The organism is Lyngbya sp. PCC 8106, assembly GCF_000169095.1.
In the GTDB taxonomy this organism is placed as follows: domain Bacteria; phylum Cyanobacteriota; class Cyanobacteriia; order Cyanobacteriales; family Microcoleaceae; genus Capilliphycus.
Genome location: NZ_AAVU01000072.1, coordinates 1 through 22,093, shown reverse-complemented (window position 1 = coordinate 22,093; position 22,093 = coordinate 1). Strand labels below are relative to the sequence as shown.

The window sequence follows — 22,093 nt, the reverse complement described above, 5'->3', positions numbered from 1 at the left end:
AGAAAAATCTTAAGTTCTAGATCTAACAAACGTTATTTTATACAGTCGCTAACTCAGGAGTCGGACGCTTGCTGTTACGAATTCCAGCGATCGCTTCGGCGTAATCAGACGCTTTAAATACCGCAGAACCCGCTACAATTGCATTGGCACCCGCTTCTAAAACCTGCCAAGTATTATTAACTTTCAAGCCGCCATCGACTTCGATCCAAGGATCTAAACCCCGTTGATCACACATTTGACGCAACTTTTGAATTTTGGAAACAACACCGGGAATAAAGCTTTGACCGCCAAAACCGGGGTTAACACTCATAATCAACACCAAATCACACAGATCCAAAGAGTATTCAATCAACTCTAAAGGAGTCCCAGGATTCAGTACAACCCCTGCTTGCTTACCGAGTTCTTTAATTTGACCTAAAGTACGGTGGAGGTGAGGAGAGGCGTTGTGTTCGGCGTGAACCGAGATAATATCAGCGCCCGCCTTGGCAAAATCCTCAACATACTTTTCTGGTTCAACAATCATCAAGTGAACATCAAGGGGTTTGCGAGTGACAGGTCGAAGCGCTTCGACGATTAACGGACCAATGGTAATATTAGGAACAAAACGACCGTCCATCACATCAACGTGAATCCAATCGGCGCCGGCTTCATCTACTGCGCGAACTTCGTCTCCCAAGCGACTAAAATCGGCCGATAATATAGATGGAGAGATAACAGTTTGTTTTTTGGACTGGGTCATGGTGTAATATGTTCTCCTACATCTGGGGTTGTATTCAGTGTATCAGAATTTGTTCTGCTGTATGGACGGCTACTGACGAGTTTGATAGATCTAGCCATCAGGGATCAAGATTTTTTGTAGGAAACACCAATCCGAAGTCCAAACTCCCTCGTATGTGATTGAAGGCTTAACGAACGACAGGAGATATTATGACTAAAATCGATCCCCTAGACTATCCGGATGACCAACACGTTCGACTGTTTGTTTATTTGGTTCCAGTCATCGGCGTTTTTCCGGCGCTGTGGACTTTGTATCGCCGTCAGGGAACACCCCAACACAGAGCAACCAGTCGCTTGGCGGTGATCTTGGCTCTCAGTTGGCTTCTGGGACATTTGGCATTAGAGGCAGGCTCTAGTACAACGGAATTTTTAAAGTTGCCTCTGTTGTTAAGTAGTAGCATATTGACAACCAGTTATTTTATAGTTTGTTTTGGATTAATGATTCGTCTTTGGCAACGTCAGCCGATCTGGTTGCCGGGAATGAGTCACCTGGCGGAAAAAGTGCTGAAGAAGCATCTGTCTTGACTCTGGAGACAGTTTTTCACTGTTTTCCAGCTATTGATAAAAAAACGTTATTTTGTGTGTGAGGAAGCCTGTGTCTGCTCGTAGAAATCATCATCATCTATTGCGTCAACCGAAAACAACTCAACCGATTCTCAAGAAACTCTCCCAATCTGGCCCTGGACGATGGTTAGGGTTAGCATTAGGGCTAGCGGGAGTGGCGACCATCTCTGCAACCGCAGGTGCATTACTCGCTGTCTCTCTTTCCACGACACCGTTGATGCAGCAAAAGTTGACCGCAGAGGAAGCCGCTGTATTTTCTAAGAACGAAATGGCTCGGGGAAATTTGCGTTTTCCTCAATTAACTCGCCCGGTTAATATTCTGGTTTTAGGGATTAAAGTCCTCACCTCGGACTTGGAAGATGAATCTCAAGAAGATATGGGGTATCACGCCCTCGTAGATTCGTTTAAAGGGTTATCAGATACCATGCTTTTGGTTCGGTTTGATCCGGCTGAAAAGAAGTTAAAAGTTTTGTCTGTTCCTCGAGATACTCGCACTTATGTTGAGGGAATGGGTATGACAAAAATTAATGATGCGAACTATTATGGGGGTCCTGCTTTGAGTGCCAAAGCAACGAGTGAGTTGTTAGGAGGTGTGGGAGTTGATCGCTATGTTCGTGTCAATGTTCAAGGGGTTGAAAAACTGATTGATGCTTTGGGCGGTTTAGATATTTATGTTCCCAAAGATATGAAATATAGCGATGATAGTCAACATTTGTACATTAATTTAGAACAGGGTCAACATCATCTCAATGGCTCTCAGGTGTTACAATTTTTGCGCTTTCGTCAGGATAGTTTAGGTGATATTGGCCGGGTTCAGCGACAGCAAATTTTAATGCGAGCCTTTATGGAACAGGCGTTAAACGTAGGGACAATTTCTCGACTTCCCAAGCTCGTTTCGATTATTCAGTCTCATATTGACACGAATTTAAGTTTAGAGGAATTAGTCGCTTTGGTGAATTTTGCAACTCATGTGAACCAAGAAAATATTGAGATGTTAATGGTTCCCGGAGAATTTAGCGATCCGAAAGATTATAAGGCGAGTTATTGGCTACCTGACTACAGCCGTTTAGATGGAATTTTGGCTAAACATTTTGATTTTGGCTATGATTCTTGGCGTTTTGAAAATGTTGATAGCCGAGATTTGAGAATTGCAATTCAAGACAGTACAGATGATTGGGATGCGGTTGATGGTTTGGTGATGGAACTCAATGATGATGGGTTCTGGAATGTTAAGGTTTCTAAGCCTTGGACTCAACCTTTAGAAGTAACTCGAATTGTTGCTCAAGATGGTGATACTGAGGGCGCTGAATCGATTCAACGGGCTTTAGGTTTTGGAAAAGTGGTGGTTGAAAGTACCGGGTTTTTAGAGTCTGATGTAACCATTCAGTTAGGGCGAGATTGGCTCGAAAAATACGAGAAACAACAGCAATTAGAGAATCTAGAAACGGAAACAGAAACAGAAAACCGTGAAGATTCAGAATCGATTAGAATTGAGAACTTTAATTAATTTTTAGATTCAGGTGCATCACATTCCAACCTCAGATCTCTAATTATTTTGAGCAGCGCAGGAAACAAGTTTCAGGATAAAAAGGAGGAAGTTTCTGTTTTTATTTGATGATTTTATGCGGCTAAGTGTGCAGTCCTCTATCTTTTCTAGTCCACTGCATGGATTTACTTATTACTCTGGTTATTTCGTTTATTTTGTTGATTTTTAGTACCCTCAAAGGGTACTTTGTTTTTTATCCTTTACTCGCTTCGTTGTTACTCTGGATCGTGATTCTCGTCAGGCGAGGGTTTTTGTTGAAAGACTTGATAAAAATGGCGATCGCAGGTGCTAAAAAGTCTTTTCCGGTTTTGATAATTTTACTCCTCATTGGTGCTGTGACTGCGAGTTGGATGACAGCCGGAACAGTACCCAGCCTCGTTTTTTATGGCATTCAAATCATTAACCCTAACTATTTTATCCTATTTGCATTCCTCTTAACCAGTTTGGTTTCTCTCTTAATTGGAACTTCATTTGGAACGGTAGGAACGATTGGAATTGCTTTAATGATTATGGCGAGTGATAGTGGAGTGAATTCAAATTTAGTCGCCGGAGCGATTCTATCTGGGGCTTATTTTGGCGATCGCTGTTCTCCGATGTCATCGAGTGCTAATTTAATTGCGAGTGTGACTCAAACTCAACTTTATCCCAATATTAAAAATATGCTCAAAACGGGATTTATTCCCTTGATTTTAACGAGTCTAATCTATTTGATTTTATCAAGATTAAATCCGATTTCAATCACCAACACAATACTGCTCTCAGAAATTATTAAAACTTTCCATCCTCAGCCCCTTTTATTGTTACCTGCTTTCGTTATTTTTATCTTAGCATTTTTTCAAGTTGAAGTCAAACTTTCAATGCTGATTAGTATCGGAATTGCAAGTTTAATTGCTTTAGTTTATCAACACTATAGCGTTTTAGAATTATTAGAGTTTATCTTCAGAGGATTTGAGCTAAATGAATCCTCGCCGTTACAACCTATTTTGATTGGAGGAGGAATTATTTCTATGGGAAAAGTTGTTTTAATTGTGATTATCTCGACAGCTTTGGCGGGAATATTAGCTGAAACTCATATTTTAAACTTTATCGAACAGTTTTTAAACAAAGCCAAATCTCAACAGCATTTATTTTTAGCGACAATATTGATTGGTACTCTCTCAGCCGCCTACGGTTGTACCCAAACCATCGCGATTTTACTCACCCAACAACTCGTACAAAAAAGATATCAAACTTTACAGCTAAAGAATGAGCAATTAGCAGTTGATCTAGAAAATACCGTTGTGATGATTTCTCCTTTGATTCCTTGGAATATTGCGGGTTTAGTTCCGGTGACGCTACTGATGAGTGATTTTAACTGTCTTCCTTATGCGTTTTATTTATATTTGATTCCACTATTTAATTTACTCCATAAACCGAAGGACGTAAGGCTGAATTAGGAAAGAGTCTTTGTAGTTTATTTTGACGTTCTTTTGGGGATTCTTCCGCCCAATTCCACAAGCTTTCATAGAAGAAGAATGAAACTCCAGCGAGTTCGTGATTTCGGGTTGCTTGCACTTGATTTTTGATCATATTCATCGGCGTTGGACGATTTTTTAACCCGCTTAAAATCCCCACAGCAAAGGGAATATGATTTTTTGCAAGATCTACTTCTGTACGTTCTAACTCAGTGATAAAACGTTCTAAATCAGGACGATAAACCTGTAAAACAATTTCTTCAATCCAACCCTTTCTTTCCCAAGTAAACCAATCTTGTAAATAAGCAGGTAAAGCAAAATGAAGCGGATTAGGAGACAGGGAAATAATACACTTTTGATCGATTGCTTTAACCGTTTCAAAAACCCGTTTCACAAATTGGTTAATTTTATCGGCTCGCCATCTCACCCAATAGGTTTCATAAAAATCTTCTGAGGGTGATTTTCCTTGATGTTCGGCTTGATAAAGATTCACCGTATATTCATCATAACCGAATTCTGAGGGTAAACCAAAATGATCATCAAATTGAATCCCGTCAATATTGTAATTCGTGACAATTTCTACAATTAAATCGAGGATAAATTGTTGAACTTCGGGATGAAAAGGATTCAACCAAACTCGCTCATCATTTCCCTCTTTTTTAATCAATGTTCCATCGAAACGACGAGTCAGCCAGTCGGGATGTTGTTTAGCTAAATCTGAGTCAGCCGGTGCCATAAATCCAAACTCAAACCAAGGGATAACAGTTAAACCTTTTTGATGTCCTTGTCTGACTAATTCTTGTAAAATATCTCGTCCTTTTAATCCAGGTGTGGGGTCGAGAGATTGTCCGAAATACTGTTGAGCAACTGCACTCGGATAGAGGGTATAACCGCCTTGCCAAACTGTCGGATAGATTGTATTAAAGTTGAGGGTTTTTAAGCGATTTAAGGCTTCTGTAATACCTCGTCGAGAAAATAAAACCTCGCTATCAATATTTGTGAGCCAAACGCCGCGAATTTCTTGCACTGGGGGAGTAATTGTTAAGGCGGGTTTGATGATGAAGAGAACGAAACACAGGCTAACAATAAAAGTGAGAAACTGAGGAATGATTCGCGTTTGTTTAAAGCCTTTCAACATAATTGATAGCGGAGGTCAAGGTTATAACAGCAAATAAAATAATAACATGACTTTCCCCCGAATTTTTTGAATCAAAGGACGATGTTTCCACTCTTGGTAACTAATACACTGACTTTCACTGAAACCATTTAAAAGAAAGTTTTCAATATTTTGACATAAAAAAGGTTGTGAAGTGGAAAGATTTAACTCATCATTACTCCAAAAACTACGGGGATCGAAGTTCGCGCTTCCCAAGCTAACCCAACCGTTATCAATCAGTAGAGTTTTACCGTGCATCATACTGGGTTGATATTCATAAATCTCTATTCCTTCACGCAGTAAGTTTTTATAAAGTTCCCGTGCTGAATAGTGAACAAAGGGCTTATCTGTTTTCGATCCCATCGTTAAAATTCGTACATCTACACCTCGATGTTTTGCTTCAATGAGTAGTTTTTGTATATTAGAAAACGGCAAAAAATAAGGGCTAGCAATCCAAATTCGAGATTGAGCCGCCATTATTAATGTTTGGTAAAGAGCGCGAATGGAAGAATCTCGGTAAGAGGGATCTTCACCGGATGTTACGAGTACCGTGGGTTGAGAGGTTTGTAATTGTTGAATTGAAGTTTCTTGAGGTAAAGGATTTTGACTAAGATCAATCGTTTTTCCGGAGTCAAGCCAATGTTGAATAAAAAGACCATGAAGACGTTCAACAACAGATCCTTCAAATTGAACTTCAAAATCAAACCAAGGCGCTCGATCTCCTTGTTCGGGAATACCATCCCAATAGTCAGACATTCCAGCACCACCAATCAGAGCAATTTGATCATCAATTAAGAGTAATTTACGGTGACTGCGTTGGAGATAATCGTAAGGTGATCGCCAACTAAAGGGATTAAAAAAACGTATTTCTATCCCATGAATTTCTAAGTTTTTCCAGTATCGTTCAGGAACAGATTTTGCTCCATAACTATCAACAATGACTTGTACTGTTACCCCAGCATTTGCTTTTTCAATCAGTGCAGTTGCAAAAGCATTAGCTCGTTCACCAGGGGTCATAATATAGGTTTCAAACAGAATTCGATGTTGGGCGTTCCGAATGGCGTTTAAACGGGCGGGTTGGATTTCATCCGCTTTGACCCAAAATTTTATCACCTCAGCATTATTGATAAAAGAATCAGATAAACTTGCAATTGTCAAGGCAAAATTAGGCGCATCTGTTGAAGGAAAGTTAAAAATTTTATAGTGAATTCTTCGCCGAAATACACCTTGAATATACAAAACAATGAGGATGACAATTGTGAGACAAACCCCAATTAACAGAATTACACTCAACCAGTGATCAAACGATAGCATTTGAGTTTATTAATAAGTTGATGATGATCCATCAGTAGTCGCCAGCAGGATAAAAATCTCTAAAGCTCAGAGGATATTGTCCTCAAAATATCATACAACTAATTCAATACGGGTGTCAGTTGTAACCCGAGGGAATAGTCATGGTTTTATGAATTTTAGCCTTTGACTACTGATTTTCAATGATATCACCAATCTCACTGATTGCCTTCATTATAGAACCCATTCGACTCGCGGCTTCTAAATCAGCACAAGCAATTATTTCAGGGTTACGCTCTGAGCAAATTATGACAGACTTATATTGAGCTGGATTCTGAATTTTTGACAGAGAATAATATTGAACTCCTGGGGATTTTTGGAGAATACCTAAATTGATTGTTTGATCGAACTCTTGCGGGTGATGTTTCCTGGAAGGCTGTTTTTTAGGGTTTAACAGCAGGTAGAAGTCTGAATCGGCGTTAATCATCTCTACTTTCAGACTTAGTTTCAAATAAAACTGACCATTTTCTTTGGAAATTTCCGCCTTTTTAAAATAATTTAAAGTTTCAGATTTGAACTTCCCTGAAAACAAAACTGGAAATGATTTATCCTGACTTTTTGTATTCAGTTTACTCGCAACTGAGGAACCTGAGACTGTTTGTGTTTCCTTTTCTATGATCAAAATAGCAGAAGTCAAAATGGTAGTCAGCCCGATTAAGCCAGATTTATTAGTATTCATCTTAAAATATGACCGAGAACAATGAGGATAAGAAAAAAATCTTCTCCTTTAATTTTAATTCATTTTGATTTAAACCTTGTCTATCTTTGGGCATTATTTGATTACAATCGAGCGAGGGAGAGCGACTTATTGTTAAAAAATAGGTGATCAGAGTTCAGGAGGATCAAAAACAGTAACCTCAACTAAAGGAGTAACGTCATATCCAACTTTTTTAATATAATTTTGAATATCACTCGTGAGACTTTCACTAATCTTTTCTTTGGAGAGTGTAACCTCTGAACCTCGTTGTACATAGAGGATACAAAGTAATGTATTTTGGTCTTCGATATTCGAGCGTGTAAAGCGAATATTGGCTTCTACAAGCTTTACTAAGGGATTGTCTCGAACAACTTGTTGAATGTCTGCCGTAGCCCGTTGAGCGCGACTCGAACGTTCCAAGTTAGGTGTATTGAAAAACTGCCAATTCAGCAGTCCGATTAAAACCAAAGTTGTGATTCCTAACGTGACTGGAAATACCCATTTTTTACCTCGATCATAACGCGCTCCCTTTGAGGATAAACCTCCATAAAAACGAAACAAAATTGCTGCTGATAAATTAATCCCGACCAGTTGCAATATCACTAAAAAAATACTGCCCATAAAAATATCCATTCTTCCGAGAGACAGCGCCATTCCTGCCGTTCCAGCCGGGGGTGCAAGGGAGGCAGCAACAAGCATTCCAGTCGCCGCTCCAGAGACTAAACTACTGCGTTCTGACTGCATTAAATTAATCGCGCCTGCGGCACCTGCTGTAATCGGAAGTAACACGGCAACTGAGGAGATTTGACTGTTTGTTAGCATCAAGCTAGTGGGGATTTCTTGACCAAAAATTAAACTCAACGCTGCTGCTACAAAAATCGTGACAAGAATTGCTACAAAATAACGCAATAAACTTCGCCATAATAATGTTAAATCTCCTCTCGCCGTAGCGATTGCCGTATTCATTGCTGGCCCTGCAAAAGGAGCAATTAACATCGCCGCAACCAATAAATAATTAGTATTTGTAAATAAACCAATCCAAACTACAACTCCGGCGAGTCCCGCATAACCCAAAAATCCTCGCCAGGAGCCTACACTTTGTAAGGCAGCGAGGAAGATTTCTATAGGACTACGTTCTTGTACTTCTTTAATTTGTTCCGGTGCTTCAGAAGCGGGAGGATGGAGTGCAATGATACCATGAGGAATCAAAGTAACGTGTAAATGAGGAATATTTTCTAACTGGTTGAGCAAACTTTCAATTTGTTTATTAGAGACATTAATTAACACTAATTCTTGTGATTCTTTATCATCAATTACAGCAAACCGAGCGAGGTTAACTCCCTGATGAGCTTGAGCAATACTCAGAACTTTTTTTCCCTGACCGTTTGGTACTTGAACCCATAACTGACGCATTTATTAACCCTTTTATTTACCCTTAATTATCTTGGAGATTACTCAAATTAAGCAACCTCCAACTCTGTAGTTTTAGATGATTAGTATTTTTTCAAATCCTTAACCGCAGGAGCCTGAATCACCTCTCCTTCACAGTTAAATCGAGCGCCATGACAGGGACAATCCCAACTTTTTTCAGCCGGATTCCAAGAGACAATACATCCCAAATGTGTACACACTGCCGAGACTTGATGTAAAGTACCTGACTCATCTCGATAAGCACCGATTTGATCGCCATTTACATTGACCACTTTACCTTCGCCGATGCCAACTTTTTCAGGAGAATCTAACAGACCTTTTAAACGATCACCAACCCAGTGCATACCAACATCAAGATTTTTCTTAATTGATTCTTGAGTCACAAATGGTGTTGGACGAGTGGAATCATAGAGGTTAGCCCAAGGATTTTCTTTACCTAAAATCAGATCAGATAATATCATTGCTGACATCATTGACTTACTCATTCCCCACAAACTAAAACCTGTTGCGACATAAGTGTGATTATTCATGGGAGTGAGCTTACCAATATAAGGAAGTTGGTCAAAAGAAACCATATCCTGAGTTGACCATCGATAGGCAATTTCTTCGACTCCAAAAGTAGAATAAGCATAATCTGCCAGTTGTTTGTATAAGACTTCTGTATCATCAGCTTCACCTACTTTATGTCCTTTTCCTCCGATTAAAAGCAGTGTTTTTCCTTCATGGGGAGTGGTGCGAATGGAGTGATAATCTTGACCCACGCCAATAAACATTCCTTGTGGATCTTTGGTAGAATCAATCCAGGCTCCGATTAAATAAGAGCGTTTAGGATAGGCTTTTGCAAAAAATAATCCTTGATCTAATATGGGTAAATTTGTGGCAATAATGACATCTTGAGCGGTGACAATACAACCATTTTCGGCTATGACCTGACAAGGATTTTCACCTTCAACGGTTTTGATTCGGGTGTGTTCAAAGATGTAACTGCCTTCACCGTGAATGGTTTTAGCTAAATGTAAAATGTATTTTCGAGGATGAAATTGAGCTTGATTATCAAATTTTACGGCTCCGGCTATCTCAAAAGGTAAGCCTGTTTGTTGGACGAAAGAAGCGGGTAATCCTAATTTTACGGCAGCTTCAAATTCTGCTTTTATTTTATCTAAATTATCCAGAGACGCTGCAAAGGTGTAGATGTCTTTGCGTTCAAAATCACAGTCTATTTGCTCACTTTGAATCAGATTTGCATACTGTTCAAGAGCGGCTTGATTAGATTCACCATATAAACGTGCTTTTTCTTCACCATGTTGTTTAATTAAATCTGCGTAAATTAGCTGGTGTAAGGAACTAATTTTAGCGGTTGTATGTCCAGACACGCCAGCGCCAACTTGTTCAGCTTCTAAAACAGCGACGGTTTTTCCGGCTTGTTTGAGTAATTTTGCTGCGGATATTCCGACTAAACCTCCTCCCACAATTGCAACATCTACGGAGATATTTTCACAGAGAGAAGGATAGTTGGATTCTAATGTAGAATCGATCCAAAATGATTGAGATTGTTTAGGTAATGAGTGAATCATAATCTTGTTTTTTTGAATTAAAAAATTCGGGATTTTTCCCGAATTGAGTTGAATAAATAACTTATGCCCCGACGACAACACCGCCATTTGGATGCAGAACTTGTCCTGCCATATATGAGGAATCTTCTGATGCTAAAAAGACAAAACAGGGAGCAACTTCTTTCGGCTGACCTGGACGTTGCATCGGGACTTGCTTCCCAAAGTTACTCACGTCATCACCCCCAAAAGCATCAGGAATAAAGGGAGTCCAAATCGGGCCAGGAGCAACGCCGTTCACGCGAATTCCTTTTTCAATTAAAGGTTGAGAAAGTGAGCGAGTAAAGGCTAAAATCGCGCCTTTTGTAGTCGAATAGCTTAATAAAGAAGCATTCCCTTTGTAAGCATTAATGGAAGTAGTGTTGATGATTGTGCTACCCTCTTTTAAATGAGGCATAGCTGCTTTCGTAAAGTAAAACATCGAGAAAATATTGGTTGCAAAAATGCTACCGAGTCGAGCTGAATCAATATCTTCAATGCTCGGTTCATAATATTGTTCCGCAGCATTATTGACAAGAATATTTAACTTGCCAAATTCATCGATAGTTTTTTGAACGGCTTCGTGACAAAAGGTTTCGTTGCGAATATCACCTTCAATCAATAAACAACGGCGACCTACACTTTCAACGGCTTTTTGAGTTTCTTGAGCGTCGTTGGTTTCATCTAAATAGACAATGGCAACATCAGCACCTTCTTTGGCATAATAAACTGCCACCGAGCGACCAATTCCACTATCGCCACCGGTAATTAAAGCAACTTTATCTTGCAGTTTGCCACTGCCTTTATAATTGGGATCGTCGTATTGAGGTCTTGGAGTCATTTCTGACTCTAATGCAGGTTGTCTATCTTGAGATTGAGAGGGAATTTTATTGGGTGTAATTGTCATGGATAACTCCTAAAGTTTCAGAGGTTTAATTTGAGTTTCTGTGTTGCCAAAAAGGGATGAGGAGAGTTAGAAAGCTGAAAAATTAATACAAGTTGAGATATTAACTTTTCAGCTTATTGACTCAGATTGCAATAATTAGTGTTGAGATTTACTGTTTTTTACCTGAACTGTTAGATCATTTTAACAGCGTAAAAAACAAACTTTTCTAAAATTGATAATTACTGCATTTGAGTTTGTAAGCGTTTCTTTGCTTCTTTAAACTCTGTCGCCATCTGTTCACGTTGACTATCATTCATGTTCTTCCGCATGGCGGCAAACATAGTACCTTCTTCTTGACGAGTATGGTCGCCAACCATGTCTTTAACGCGCTTCACCATCGCTTGAAAAGCTTCTGCATTGGGTTCGCTTGCTTTCATTTCATTGAGAACTTTTTCAAGTTCTGCTTGTTCATCGTAAAGTTCTTGAGTATCAGGCTCACCGTAGAAGGAACGAATACGAGGATAAACAACTTCTTCTTCAGCTTTAGCATGAGCAACTAAATCTTTATAAAGTTGTCCGAAATACTCCCGAATTTTGTTAGGATCTTGAGTTTTTTCGATTTCACGAATCAATGTTTTTGCTTTTTGATGATCCATGAAAATTAGGGTCATAATATCCATATCGGAAGCATCAGAGGCTTGAGTCGTGGCACTTCCTAATACACCTGTCATAGCCGCTAATGCGTCTTGAATTTGTCCCCAAATACTATCATCTGGTTCTTGACCCGTGAGTTCGCGAGTACCTAAATATTCTAAAATTCCTTTTAATTGCTCCTGATGAGCGCGGTTTTCAAAGTTAACTGCATTTAAAGGTGCGAGAGCTTCTTGAACATCAGCACCCACAACTTGTGCCGCTTTGTGAACCACTAAACCCGACAGAACTTGACCATGTTTGAGCAGTTCATGTTGAGCCATTTTTTCATACAAGGTCAACTCAGAACCTTGCATCATTTCCTGTGCTTGGTTCACCATTTTTTGAACTTTGTCTTTGGGTTCAGCCGGATTTCCGTACTGAGTAATTGTTGTTTCAATAATGCCCAGATTTTTCTCGTCATCTTCAATCATATCTTGCAAACGACTACGAATATCATTGTCGCTGCATTCTTGAATAAATTGACGTTCACTCATCAAAATTAAATTTTGAATAGCTCGCATATCTGCTAGCTTTTGAGCAATTGTCGCTCGTTTGTTATCAGTTAATGTGATAGGCATTGTTTTCTCTCTCGTACACTGGATCTGTAAAACCTATCTTTTATAATTACGCAGCTCTAGGAGAGATTCATCTTCCTTTTGATATAAGTTAAAAAATGCTTTTATGAATAGGTAGTGATTACTAGAATCTGAAAAAACTGAAAACTAAACTTTGATCATACCAAACTCTCTACAAAAATAAATAGTAATATTATTATTGTTAATTTCAGAATCTATAAAATTATCGGGGTACTCACGACAGTACCCCGACAATACTGATATTTTATTGAGTTACAAAATGAGCGAATTAATTAATGATCTTCTGCCGAATCTGGATCAAGTTGCCATCGTTGTTCATCTCGTTGGTCGAGTTTTGATTTAACTTCTAGCGGCTTAGTATCGGGTGTATCAATTCCCACTGCATCGGCTAGACTTTCTGTATCATGACGTTCAGGAACAGCATCCATTGCCTCGGCTACAGGTGTATCTGGAATAACTTTGGTTTGATATTGAGGAAGATTTTGATCAGAAGATTGAGTTGCCATTATTGACTCCTTGAATATGAACTTATCATTTGCATCTGGAAGAAAACAGAGAGTAATTATAATAAATCCCCCGCTCTTCTGAGTTGAATTCACATTTCCAGTGAAAGCCCAGAAAACCGAGGGGTAAAGCCACCAACCAGAGCAATACTAACTTAATAAAACCACTCTATAATTTAGCGATTCTCAATTTTTTGTTTTGCCGCTTCTTTCACATTTTCTACTGTATGTTGTGCTGCGGCTTCTGCTTGCTTTTCCTTACCTTCTGCTTGGTCTTGAGGATCGCCCGTAATATTTCCTAATGCTTCTTGGGCTTTACCCTCAATATTTTTCATTGTAGCTTCTACTTTATTTTCGTTACTCATAAGTAAAGATCTCCTGTCTTTTTTATTCTTGAATTCAGCAAATAATTTTGCTAACTGTTCACAGTATATCGAGTATATATCTATCCTACTTCTACCGCAGGATAGATTCATTGACCCTATCTTAAGAGAGACTGTTATGATGGTGAAGCTGAATTCAATTGAGCTTGATAGTTTTTCTCGATTTCATTCAGACTTAAATCAAATTTCTCAGCAATTACCTTTAAAACTTCCAGTTCTTTTGCGGTAATCACACCATCACTTTGAGCAATTCGATAACATTGCATCAAGGTAGAAGGTGCAAAATCAGGATGGAGTTGCTGCAATAAATCATCTAAAGGCTGAGGATTTTTTAGGTGATTTTCAATCGTCTCGGCAGTTTTCGAGTTAAAATTCCCCTGTTGTAAAAGTTCTGAAATTACATCAGACCAAGATTTTTCAGGAGAACTTTCCAACACCGCATGAACCATAATTTGATCCATAATTTCTTCTTGTCCTAAAGCTTGTTGAAAATAGTTTTCCTGTTCTTGATAAAACTCAGCAGGCGTTAATTTTGTGCCATCGGGTTGAAGTTTAGCTTCATAAAATCGACAAGCAGCATAACCGAGTCCATACAGCATAACGGCGTTAGAAGAAGCCCCGACAAATGCACCAATACCGGGAATAACTTCAATCACACCAAATCCTACTTTTAAAGCACTTGAACCGCCCAAAGATAAGCCAAAAATTCCTAAAACTTCTCCCCGACGTTCGGCATCATTGAGATCAAGACCATAAGCAGCAGCAATTTCATAAATCATTTCCGCTTGCAGTCGAGTTGTTGTTGCTAAATCAATAGCAAAAAGTACCGCAGCCAAAGGAGGAATAAAGTTTGTTGCTAATCCAATTCCTGCACCTTGTACTGACTTTTCAACCATGATTCTGTGGGCAATTTCAGCAGCAGTTTCATTGGGGTATTTTTGCCGCAATTTTTCCACATTACGTTGGGCTTCTTCAATATTGACTTGACCCAACATTACTTTTAACCAGTCCGCCCCTAATAGTTTTGTAATCGATTTAACGAGGGGATTTTCTGCGATCGCTGCCATCGTATCTCCTGTTCCTTGAAAAACAATTTCAAGAAGGTTTTTAGCCTGCTCTGCACTGGCTTGAGCGACTTGATTTGCTGTCTCTATCGTGGTATCAACTACCTTCCTTAAATCTGATGTCGTTTCATAAAGACAAGTCCCCAGATCGGAGTGAGAAGATGCTGAATTTTGAGAGTGATCAGAAGAAGTTTGTTTAGATTCTGCCATTGTCATTTTGATTGATAATTTTCTAGAGTATTTAAAGCTTATAGATTAGCCAATTTGAATGATAGGAGAATTAAGACAAAATCGTAAATCTGACCTATCTACTCTTAAAAATAGAATAGCACTATCGAGACAGTTTGCTACGACAGTGCCTAATTTTTCGAGAAATCTTGTTAACTGACTGTAACTTGAGCAGTGTCAACGCTACCAGCACCATCAACTTTTTTAGCAACAGAAACCACTTGATCTAAAGCATCTTGACTGGGAACTGTTCCTTTTAGAACCACCGTGCTACCTGTCTGAGCAACCCAGAGTGTTTGAATATCATCAATCGCAGAGTCTTGATCAAACGCATAAGCAACTCGTTTGGCCAAACCACTTTCATCATATTCTCCATTCAAACCCACTCGTTCGGAGGGAATTGATCCGCCACCTGTAGATGCAGGAGCTTGAGCAACTGATGTTTTTGTCGTTTTTGACTTCCGGGCTTTTTCTTCTTCGTCTCTACCAAATAATCTACCTAACCAGCTCATATAATTTGCTCCAAAGATTACTAAATTCAATCAAATCCTAACTTTCATCCTATCTTAGTAATCTTCAAGTTACCCTCTATCCATTGGCTGAATTAATTTGATTTCTTTCTATTTCCTGAGATAGATTGTTTATTCTGACGATCTAAATTAGATTTCACTTCTTTAGGGTGTCATTTTTTTGTTATGATTAGACACGAGCTTAAAACTCGAAAAATAAAACCTGATATCCTATTGCTTAATCTCGTTAAAATACAGGAGTAAGTTTTTATGTTTTCTTCGGCTTGTTTGATTTTTAATCCGGTCGCCGGTCAGAGCGATTCCGATCAGGATCTATCAGAAATTAAGCGTCACTTAGAGCCTCATCTTAATTTAGAGATTCAATTTACCACCGAAGAAATATCGGCTCAACAATTAGCCCGTGAAGCCCTAGAACGAAATGCAGAATGTTTGATCGCTTCAGGAGGAGATGGTACTGTTTCTCAGGTTGCAGGGGTTTTAGCAGAAAGCGATGTTCCCTTAGGAATTATTGCCCGAGGAACGGCTAATGCCTTTGCAAATGCTCTTAATATTCCACAAAATCTTGAAGATGCTTGCAAAACAATCTTAGGAGGAAAACGACGAGTTGTTGATCTCGGAAAATGCGCCGGAAAAACCATGACACTACTCGCAGGTATAGGTGTAGAAGCGGAATTGGTTGAGGATGCAGACCGAGAAGCCAAAGATCGTTTAGGAATACTTGCTTACTTTTTCTCTGCCTTTAAACAGTTGCAAGAATTTGAAATTTTTCAAGCTACATTGGAAACAGATGATCAGATTATTGAAGTTGATGCAGCAGCAATTACTGTTGCAAATGTAGCCCCTGCTTCTTCTATCTTAGCTCAAGGCCCAGCAGGTATTGTGGTGGATGACGGCCTTTTTGATGTGACAATTATTGCTCCAACAAATCGCCGTAGTGCGGTAGCTGCATCCTATCATTTACTCCAGTCTGCCATTCACGAAGATGGTGCCGAACGGGATGATATTGGTTATCTACGAACTCAACGAATTAAAATCACTACACATCCCCCTCAAAAAGTGGTTTTAGATGGAGAAATTATTGGAGAAACACCGATTGAACTAGAGTGTATTCCTCGTAAACTAACTGTTATTGTTCCTGATAAGTTTTCTTCAGAACAGCCTCAAAAATTAGAAGGATTGCCTGGATTGAAAATCAAATCAAAGACAGGTAAATCCGTAGATACAAATCAAACAGAAAAGGATGAAAGTGATATAGATGTTTTGATTGTAGATTATCGAATTACAGATTAAAATTAGGGGTAAAATAAAGATGGCACTCCTAACATTAAATCGACTTTAATTCAGACTTTAACTGATATACTTTTTATGTATTTATATTAAAAAATAAATTAACCTATTGTTTGGATGAAGGATAAATAGGTTAATCATCTTCTTTTAAATTCTTTGAATCTAGCTTGATTTCCAACCTCAAAAAACAAATTATTGATTATTCTCTAATTCTATAGATACCGCTTGAGCAGCTTGTAAAAATAACAGAGCAAAAGCAGTTGCATCTTCAGCAAACTTTTCTTTGTCTACTCGTTCGTCAGAAGCCGGATTAGCTAACATTCCCTGAGCTACCATTAACGTTGCCATTTCTAACTTAGTCAAATTTTCTGATTTTAGATGATTGGGTAAACTTTGATTCTTATCACTCATTTTTAATCTCTAGTTTTGGTTTCACCAGATTAAATAAAAATACTGTAGTTTAACATCTATCAAATGATAGATTATTCTTTGAGCTTGGATTTTAGTCCGATATCTGAATCTCAAGTTGATTAAATAGCACGAACAGGCTGAACAAAATGTTATGTCTTAAGACTTACCAATCCTCTCGTTTGTAATCTCGATCATGCCAATCATTTTCAAAGGGATTAACCTTTTTAAGTTGCACTGAGGGTTTATATTCCAATTGCGATTCATCTTCATAATCATCATTTTCATCTTCCTCTATCCGTGACTGATTCAAGTTTAAGGGTTCAATCACACGAGCAATTGCATCTTGAATAAAACTTTTAACAAACTCATCTTTTCGAGTCAGTTTAAACTGCCGTTGTACGACTTCCGCCATTCCCCCATCACCCCAATCTTGATCTTGACGGAAATACTCAATAAAACTTTTCCCGGCAATGCGAGTTAAATAAGCAGCCGTTACCGCTTGAATTCCCTTCCCAATCACAATCGTTCCAAAATGAAATTGTAAGGCAGTTGCCACCAATTGAGTCGCCCCTTGAACCACACCCAAACTCGCCAAAGTTTTTGCTAAAGAGAGTGCTAATTCTCGTCCTCTTTCTAAATTTAATTCACAGCCATAAATCTTACCAATTTCCACCACCATTTGCGCGTTAACTGCCGCAGTTGCGAGTAAGTCAACGACAGGTAAAGGTGTTACTGCAATCACTCCCGCCCCTATCCATTGAAACCGTTCAACAACTTTATTAGCTTGGCGACGGCGTTGAGTATCCAACAAATGGCGGGCTTCTTCACCCAAACGTTGAGATTGTAATAAGATATTATCCGCGATTAAATCTTCCCCTTCTGCCCGTAAAACTTTCGCCATTTGACGAATTAATGGCATGATATCGGGTTCGGGTTTAAACTGTTCTCCAGTATCCAAAATAACCCCTTGAGGATTAGCCGCCACCCTAACAATATCTTCTGGGGAAATAAACGTTTTTACCCGTTCTTCTAGACGAGAAAGAATAATATTTTGATCATCTTCGGTATACCGATCAATTTTGTTAAAAACCAACAGTGATCGCTTGCCAATTTCTGCTAAACTATACAAAGGTTGATATTCCGATTGTCGCAAATCGTTATCGACTACAAATAATAATAAATCTGCTTCGGTTGCTAACGTTCGGGCGAGTGTTCCCCGATGAGAACCAGCTTCCCCTGCTTCTAAAATTCCCGGTGTATCGGTAATTAAAATCTCTCGTTCTAACCCTTTTAATTGTAAATGATACGTTTCCCCCACTTCTGTCGTTCCCATCGGTGCATTGACTTTGCCCACCATCCGCCCCATTAACGCATTAACTATCGATGTTTTTCCCGCTGAACCCGTTCCAAAAATAACAACTTTAATATTTCCACGAGATAGAAATTCTTCGATTTCATCTGTTCGATTAATAATCGCTTGACGGGCAACTTCATCTTGAATTTTGTGAACTTGTTGACGAATTGTTTTTAAAGATTCTTCAGCCGCTTCTGTTTTATCAACCGGAACTTGCAAATTAGCCGCCCGTCTTTTGCGAGATTTTTGAGTTTTTTTGAATAATCCGGTATAATAAAAGAAGGCAAAAATTAACAGCCCCAACAACACAAAAATCAACAGCAAAAACAAATTGGCAAAGATGGGGTGAGCAGACCAAGCGATTTGACTGTATAATCCAGAAATGGAAGTCACCAACCAAATCATCAACCCCAGAATCAGACAGAAGCCGAAAACCAGAAGTAGAAAGCGAGATACAGGCATAACAGAAGGTGCGAAAACCGCAGCAGGTAACTTTCGATTATTTCCTATGTTAGCGGCGTTTGAATCTAACTTGCGAAATAGATGAGGTATAAAGCAGAATCAATGGCAAAATAGTTAAGTTGTCTGCTAGTTTGGAGTTTGCATCATGGCACGTTTGGCTCTGTTGAGTACATCCGATAAAACGGGATTGATTGAATTTGCCCAAACGTTAGTAAAAGAGTTTGAGTTTGATTTAATCAGTAGTGGCGGCACTGCAAAAGCCTTGAAAGAAGCAGGTTTACCTGTTACTAAAGTCTCTGATTATACCGGATTTCCAGAAATTTTGGGGGGACGAGTAAAAACCTTGCATCCCCGCATTCATGGGGGAATTTTAGCACGTCGGGATGTTTCCGAAGATTTAAAAGAGTTAGAAACCCACGAAATTCGCCCGATTGATTTAGTTGTTGTTAATCTTTATCCCTTTGAACAAACGATTGCCAAAGAAGGCGTAATGTTAACAGAAGCGATTGAAAATATTGATATTGGCGGGCCAACTTTGTTAAGGGCATCAGCAAAAAATTATGCTCATTTAACTGTATTATGTAATCCCCAACAATATCCCCAATACTTAGAACAAATCCGTCAAAATCAAGGCGATATTTCTTTAGAATTTCGTCAAAATTGCGCGTTAAAAGCCTTTCGTCATACCGCCACTTATGACCAAGCAATTTCCGCTTATTTACAACAACAAGAAACCCCTGAAAATACCCCTCTCCCGGCACTTTATAGCGTCAGCGGCACCGAATTACAAGCCCTACGTTATGGTGAAAATCCCCACCAACCCGCAACTTGGTATCAAACGGGAACCGTTGCAACAGGTTGGGCGGCAGGAAAAATATTACAAGGTAAACCGTTAAGTTATAATAATTTAGTGGATTTAGAAGCCGCTAGGCGGATTATTTCCGAGTTTCCAGACGAACCAGCAGCAGCCGTTTTAAAACATACTAATCCTTGCGGCGTTGCGATGGGAAATACCCTTTCAGAAGCCTATCAAAAAGCCTTTGCTGCTGATTCTATTTCTGCTTTTGGGGGAATTGTAGCGTTAAATCGTGCTATTGATGCCGATACCGCCACCGCTTTAACCCAAACCTTTTTAGAATGTATTGTCGCCCCGAGTTGTACACCGGAAGCCGAAGAAATTCTTCAGAAAAAATCCAAACTGAGAGTGTTTATTTTACCCGATTTAATGCAAGGGCCATCGGAAACCGTTAAAATAATTGCAGGGGGATTTTTAGTCCAAACTTCTGATGATGCGGTAGAAAATCCCCAGGCGTGGAAAGTCGTCACCGAAAAACAACCGACACCCGAACAATTAGCCGAATTGTTGTTAGCCTGGAAGGTGGTTAAACACGTTAAATCTAACGCCATTGTTGTCACAAAAAACCGGACAACTTTAGGGGTTGGCGCCGGACAAATGAACCGCGTTGGTTCGGTGAAAATTGCCCTAGAACAAGCCGGAGAAAATGCAAAAGGGGGATATTTAGCTAGTGATGGATTTTTCCCTTTTGATGACTCAGTGAGAACCGCAGCAGACGCCGGAATTATAGCTATTATTCAACCGGGGGGAAGTGTGAGAGATGAAGATTCTATTAAAGCCGCAAATGAGTTAGGCGTGATTATGGTATTAACTGGAATGCGTCATTTCTTACACTAATTAAACCGTAAAAAAACACGAAGGCACAGAGAAAATTAAGGGAGTCTTTTTGTGTCTTTGTGATTTTTTCCCTACAAAATTAAGGGTAAAGATTCGGGATAAATAATCTCCGCCAAACGACTCCCATCATCTTGATGTTTTAAACGAATTTGAATAAAATCAGCAGGTTGATAAGGTAAACGTTCCGCCCATTCTATCGCCGTAATTCCGGCGGGAACTTCGATTCCTTCCCAATACAATTCAATATTTAACGGTTCAACTTCCGAGGGTTCTAAACGATACAAATCAAGATGATAGAGAGGAACACGCCCAGAATGATATTCATTAATTAAGGTAAAAGTAGGACTTTCAATATTTTCAGGAATCTCTAATCCGGCACCCAAACCTTGAACCAGTGTTGTTTTTCCAGCACCCAAATCACCTTCAAGTAAAATGATCCAACCCGGAGAAAGCAATTGTCCTAAACGCTGACCTAAATGATAAGTCGCTGAAGAATCAGCCAGAGAAATCGTTTGCTTGCCAGACATGATTAACTGTAATTTGTTGTCAATCTTAAGCTTAAGTGCGAGAATACCAACGAAGCAACACTTGGGCTAATCGTTGAGAATTGTGACGAATATAACCCGTTGTTTCATCGACTTCTATCACATTGGTTAATACAATTCTTCGCCCTAACTGTTTCACCACATCCCGATCTAATACTACCGGATAAGATCCTTCTTGAGCATATTTAATTAAAGATTGCGCTAACGGCACTTTTCCCTGTACCAAAACCGCATCAAACAAACGACAACCACAAGCATTATCAATCGCTAAAATATGATCTGCCACTGTATAATTATCCGTTTCTCCGGGTTGGGTCATGGCATTACAAACATAAATCCGAGGCACATTGGCATCGGCGATCGCTTGGGTAATTTCAGGCACCAATAAATTGGGAATCACACTCGTATACAAACTTCCCGGCCCAATAATAATTAAATCTGATTCGACGATCGCTTGAATCACTTTCGGTAAAGCCGGAGGATCGGAAGGAATACAGCCAATTTTAACAATTTTGCCTTTAGCTTCAGTAATACTTGATTCCCCATAAATCCGCCGACCATCCTCTAATTTTGCCCACAAATGGACATCACTCAGCGTTGCAGGTAATACTTGACCCCGAATGGCTAAAACCTTAGAACTCGCCGCAATTGCCCGTTCTAAATCCCCTGTAATGTCGCTCATCACCGTTAAAAACAGATTTCCAAAACTGTGACCATTTAAGCCATCACCCGCCTTAAAACGGTATTGAAACAGTTCTGTTAAAAGCTGTTCTTCATCAGCCAAAGCCGCCACACAGTTGCGAATATCCCCTGGAGGCAACACCCCAATTTCCCGGCGTAAGCGTCCAGAAGACCCGCCATCATCAGCAACCGTGACAATCGCTGTAATATTAG

The 22,093-nt window shown here is 39.4% G+C and carries 21 protein-coding genes; 5 read left to right on the top strand and 16 right to left on the bottom strand.

The genetic code is table 11. The annotated features are described in order from the left end of the window. Positions 1–37: 37 nt before the first annotated feature. Positions 38–739, bottom strand: a complete 702-nt coding sequence (gene rpe, locus L8106_RS27785; protein WP_009787895.1) for a ribulose-phosphate 3-epimerase — start codon at positions 737–739, stop codon at positions 38–40. Between the two features lie 188 nt (positions 740–927). On the opposite strand from rpe, the gene L8106_RS27780 reads away from it, so the two are divergent. The 3 genes from L8106_RS27780 (at position 928) to L8106_RS27770 (ending at position 4,323) form a co-directional block, all read left to right on the top strand. Next, on the top strand, positions 928–1,302 hold the full coding sequence (locus tag L8106_RS27780) for a hypothetical protein (protein WP_009787894.1): 375 nt from the start codon (positions 928–930) through the stop codon (positions 1,300–1,302). A gap of 70 nt (positions 1,303–1,372) precedes the next feature. Further along, positions 1,373–2,848, top strand: coding sequence for an LCP family protein (locus L8106_RS27775; protein ID WP_009787893.1), 1,476 nt, complete (start codon positions 1,373–1,375; stop codon positions 2,846–2,848). Positions 2,849–3,006: 158 nt separating this feature from the next. Next, positions 3,007–4,323: a Na+/H+ antiporter NhaC family protein gene (locus L8106_RS27770; protein ID WP_009787892.1), complete on the top strand. Its 1,317-nt coding sequence runs from the start codon at positions 3,007–3,009 to the stop codon at positions 4,321–4,323. Here the strand turns inward: L8106_RS27770 and L8106_RS27765 are convergent. The 11 genes from L8106_RS27765 to L8106_RS27715 form a co-directional block, all read right to left on the bottom strand. Next, on the bottom strand, positions 4,283–5,479 hold the full coding sequence (locus L8106_RS27765) for a glycoside hydrolase family 10 protein (RefSeq protein ID WP_009787891.1): 1,197 nt from the start codon (positions 5,477–5,479) through the stop codon (positions 4,283–4,285). The two genes, L8106_RS27770 and L8106_RS27765, sit on opposite strands and share 41 nt — an antisense overlap. A 21-nt stretch (positions 5,480–5,500) precedes the next feature. Continuing rightward, complete coding sequence (locus L8106_RS27760; protein WP_009787890.1) at positions 5,501–6,811, bottom strand: phosphatidylserine/phosphatidylglycerophosphate/cardiolipin synthase family protein; 1,311 nt, start codon at positions 6,809–6,811, stop codon at positions 5,501–5,503. Between the two features lie 166 nt (positions 6,812–6,977). Next, on the bottom strand, positions 6,978–7,526 hold the full coding sequence (locus L8106_RS27755; protein WP_009787889.1) for a hypothetical protein: 549 nt from the start codon (positions 7,524–7,526) through the stop codon (positions 6,978–6,980). Positions 7,527–7,673: 147 nt separating this feature from the next. Then, positions 7,674–8,957 carry a DUF389 domain-containing protein gene (locus L8106_RS27750; protein WP_009787888.1) on the bottom strand — a complete coding sequence of 428 codons (1,284 nt, stop codon included), beginning with the start codon at positions 8,955–8,957 and terminating at the stop codon, positions 7,674–7,676. A gap of 80 nt (positions 8,958–9,037) precedes the next feature. Next, positions 9,038–10,549: an FAD-dependent oxidoreductase gene (locus L8106_RS27745; protein WP_039897450.1), complete on the bottom strand. Its 1,512-nt coding sequence runs from the start codon at positions 10,547–10,549 to the stop codon at positions 9,038–9,040. A 61-nt stretch (positions 10,550–10,610) separates the two neighbouring features. Further along, complete coding sequence (locus L8106_RS27740) at positions 10,611–11,471, bottom strand: SDR family oxidoreductase (protein WP_009787886.1); 861 nt, start codon at positions 11,469–11,471, stop codon at positions 10,611–10,613. A 218-nt stretch (positions 11,472–11,689) separates the two neighbouring features. After that, on the bottom strand, positions 11,690–12,721 hold the full coding sequence (locus tag L8106_RS27735; protein WP_009787885.1) for a hemerythrin domain-containing protein: 1,032 nt from the start codon (positions 12,719–12,721) through the stop codon (positions 11,690–11,692). 290 nt (positions 12,722–13,011) lie between these two features. Beyond that, positions 13,012–13,245, bottom strand: a complete 234-nt coding sequence (locus L8106_RS27730; RefSeq protein ID WP_009787884.1) for a DUF6335 family protein — start codon at positions 13,243–13,245, stop codon at positions 13,012–13,014. 173 nt (positions 13,246–13,418) lie between these two features. Beyond that, entirely contained in the window at positions 13,419–13,607 is a 189-nt protein-coding gene (locus L8106_RS27725; protein ID WP_009787883.1) for a CsbD family protein, read from the bottom strand. A 134-nt stretch (positions 13,608–13,741) separates the two neighbouring features. Continuing rightward, positions 13,742–14,899, bottom strand: coding sequence for a YcjF family protein (locus L8106_RS27720; protein ID WP_050779195.1), 1,158 nt, complete (start codon positions 14,897–14,899; stop codon positions 13,742–13,744). A gap of 170 nt (positions 14,900–15,069) precedes the next feature. Beyond that, positions 15,070–15,429, bottom strand: coding sequence for a BON domain-containing protein (locus L8106_RS27715; RefSeq protein WP_009787881.1), 360 nt, complete (start codon positions 15,427–15,429; stop codon positions 15,070–15,072). 267 nt (positions 15,430–15,696) lie between these two features. On the opposite strand from L8106_RS27715, the gene L8106_RS27710 reads away from it, so the two are divergent. After that, a complete protein-coding gene (locus L8106_RS27710; protein WP_009787880.1) occupies positions 15,697–16,737 on the top strand; it encodes a YegS/Rv2252/BmrU family lipid kinase in 1,041 nt (346 codons plus the stop codon). 189 nt (positions 16,738–16,926) lie between these two features. On the opposite strand, the gene L8106_RS27705 is transcribed toward L8106_RS27710, so the two are convergent. Both L8106_RS27705 and L8106_RS27700 read right to left on the bottom strand, forming a co-directional pair. After that, positions 16,927–17,145 carry a hypothetical protein gene (locus L8106_RS27705; protein WP_009787879.1) on the bottom strand — a complete coding sequence of 73 codons (219 nt, stop codon included), beginning with the start codon at positions 17,143–17,145 and terminating at the stop codon, positions 16,927–16,929. Between the two features lie 163 nt (positions 17,146–17,308). Next, positions 17,309–18,961 carry a YcjF family protein gene (locus tag L8106_RS27700; protein ID WP_009787878.1) on the bottom strand — a complete coding sequence of 551 codons (1,653 nt, stop codon included), beginning with the start codon at positions 18,959–18,961 and terminating at the stop codon, positions 17,309–17,311. A 145-nt stretch (positions 18,962–19,106) separates the two neighbouring features. Between L8106_RS27700 and purH the strand changes: the two genes are divergently transcribed. After that, the gene (gene purH, locus L8106_RS27695; RefSeq protein WP_009787877.1) at positions 19,107–20,654 is read left to right on the top strand and encodes a bifunctional phosphoribosylaminoimidazolecarboxamide formyltransferase/IMP cyclohydrolase; all 1,548 of its coding nucleotides are present in this window, start codon (positions 19,107–19,109) and stop codon (positions 20,652–20,654) included. Positions 20,655–20,725: 71 nt separating this feature from the next. On the opposite strand, the gene L8106_RS27690 is transcribed toward purH, so the two are convergent. Next, positions 20,726–21,181 (bottom strand): bifunctional alanine racemase/tRNA (adenosine(37)-N6)-threonylcarbamoyltransferase complex ATPase subunit type 1 TsaE, encoded by a 456-nt coding sequence (locus L8106_RS27690; protein ID WP_009787876.1) that lies wholly within the window; start codon positions 21,179–21,181, stop codon positions 20,726–20,728. Between the two features lie 31 nt (positions 21,182–21,212). After that, positions 21,213–22,093, bottom strand: an 881-nt coding sequence (gene yvcK / locus L8106_RS27685) for a gluconeogenesis factor YvcK family protein (protein WP_009787875.1), incomplete at its 5' end; no start/stop codon positions are given.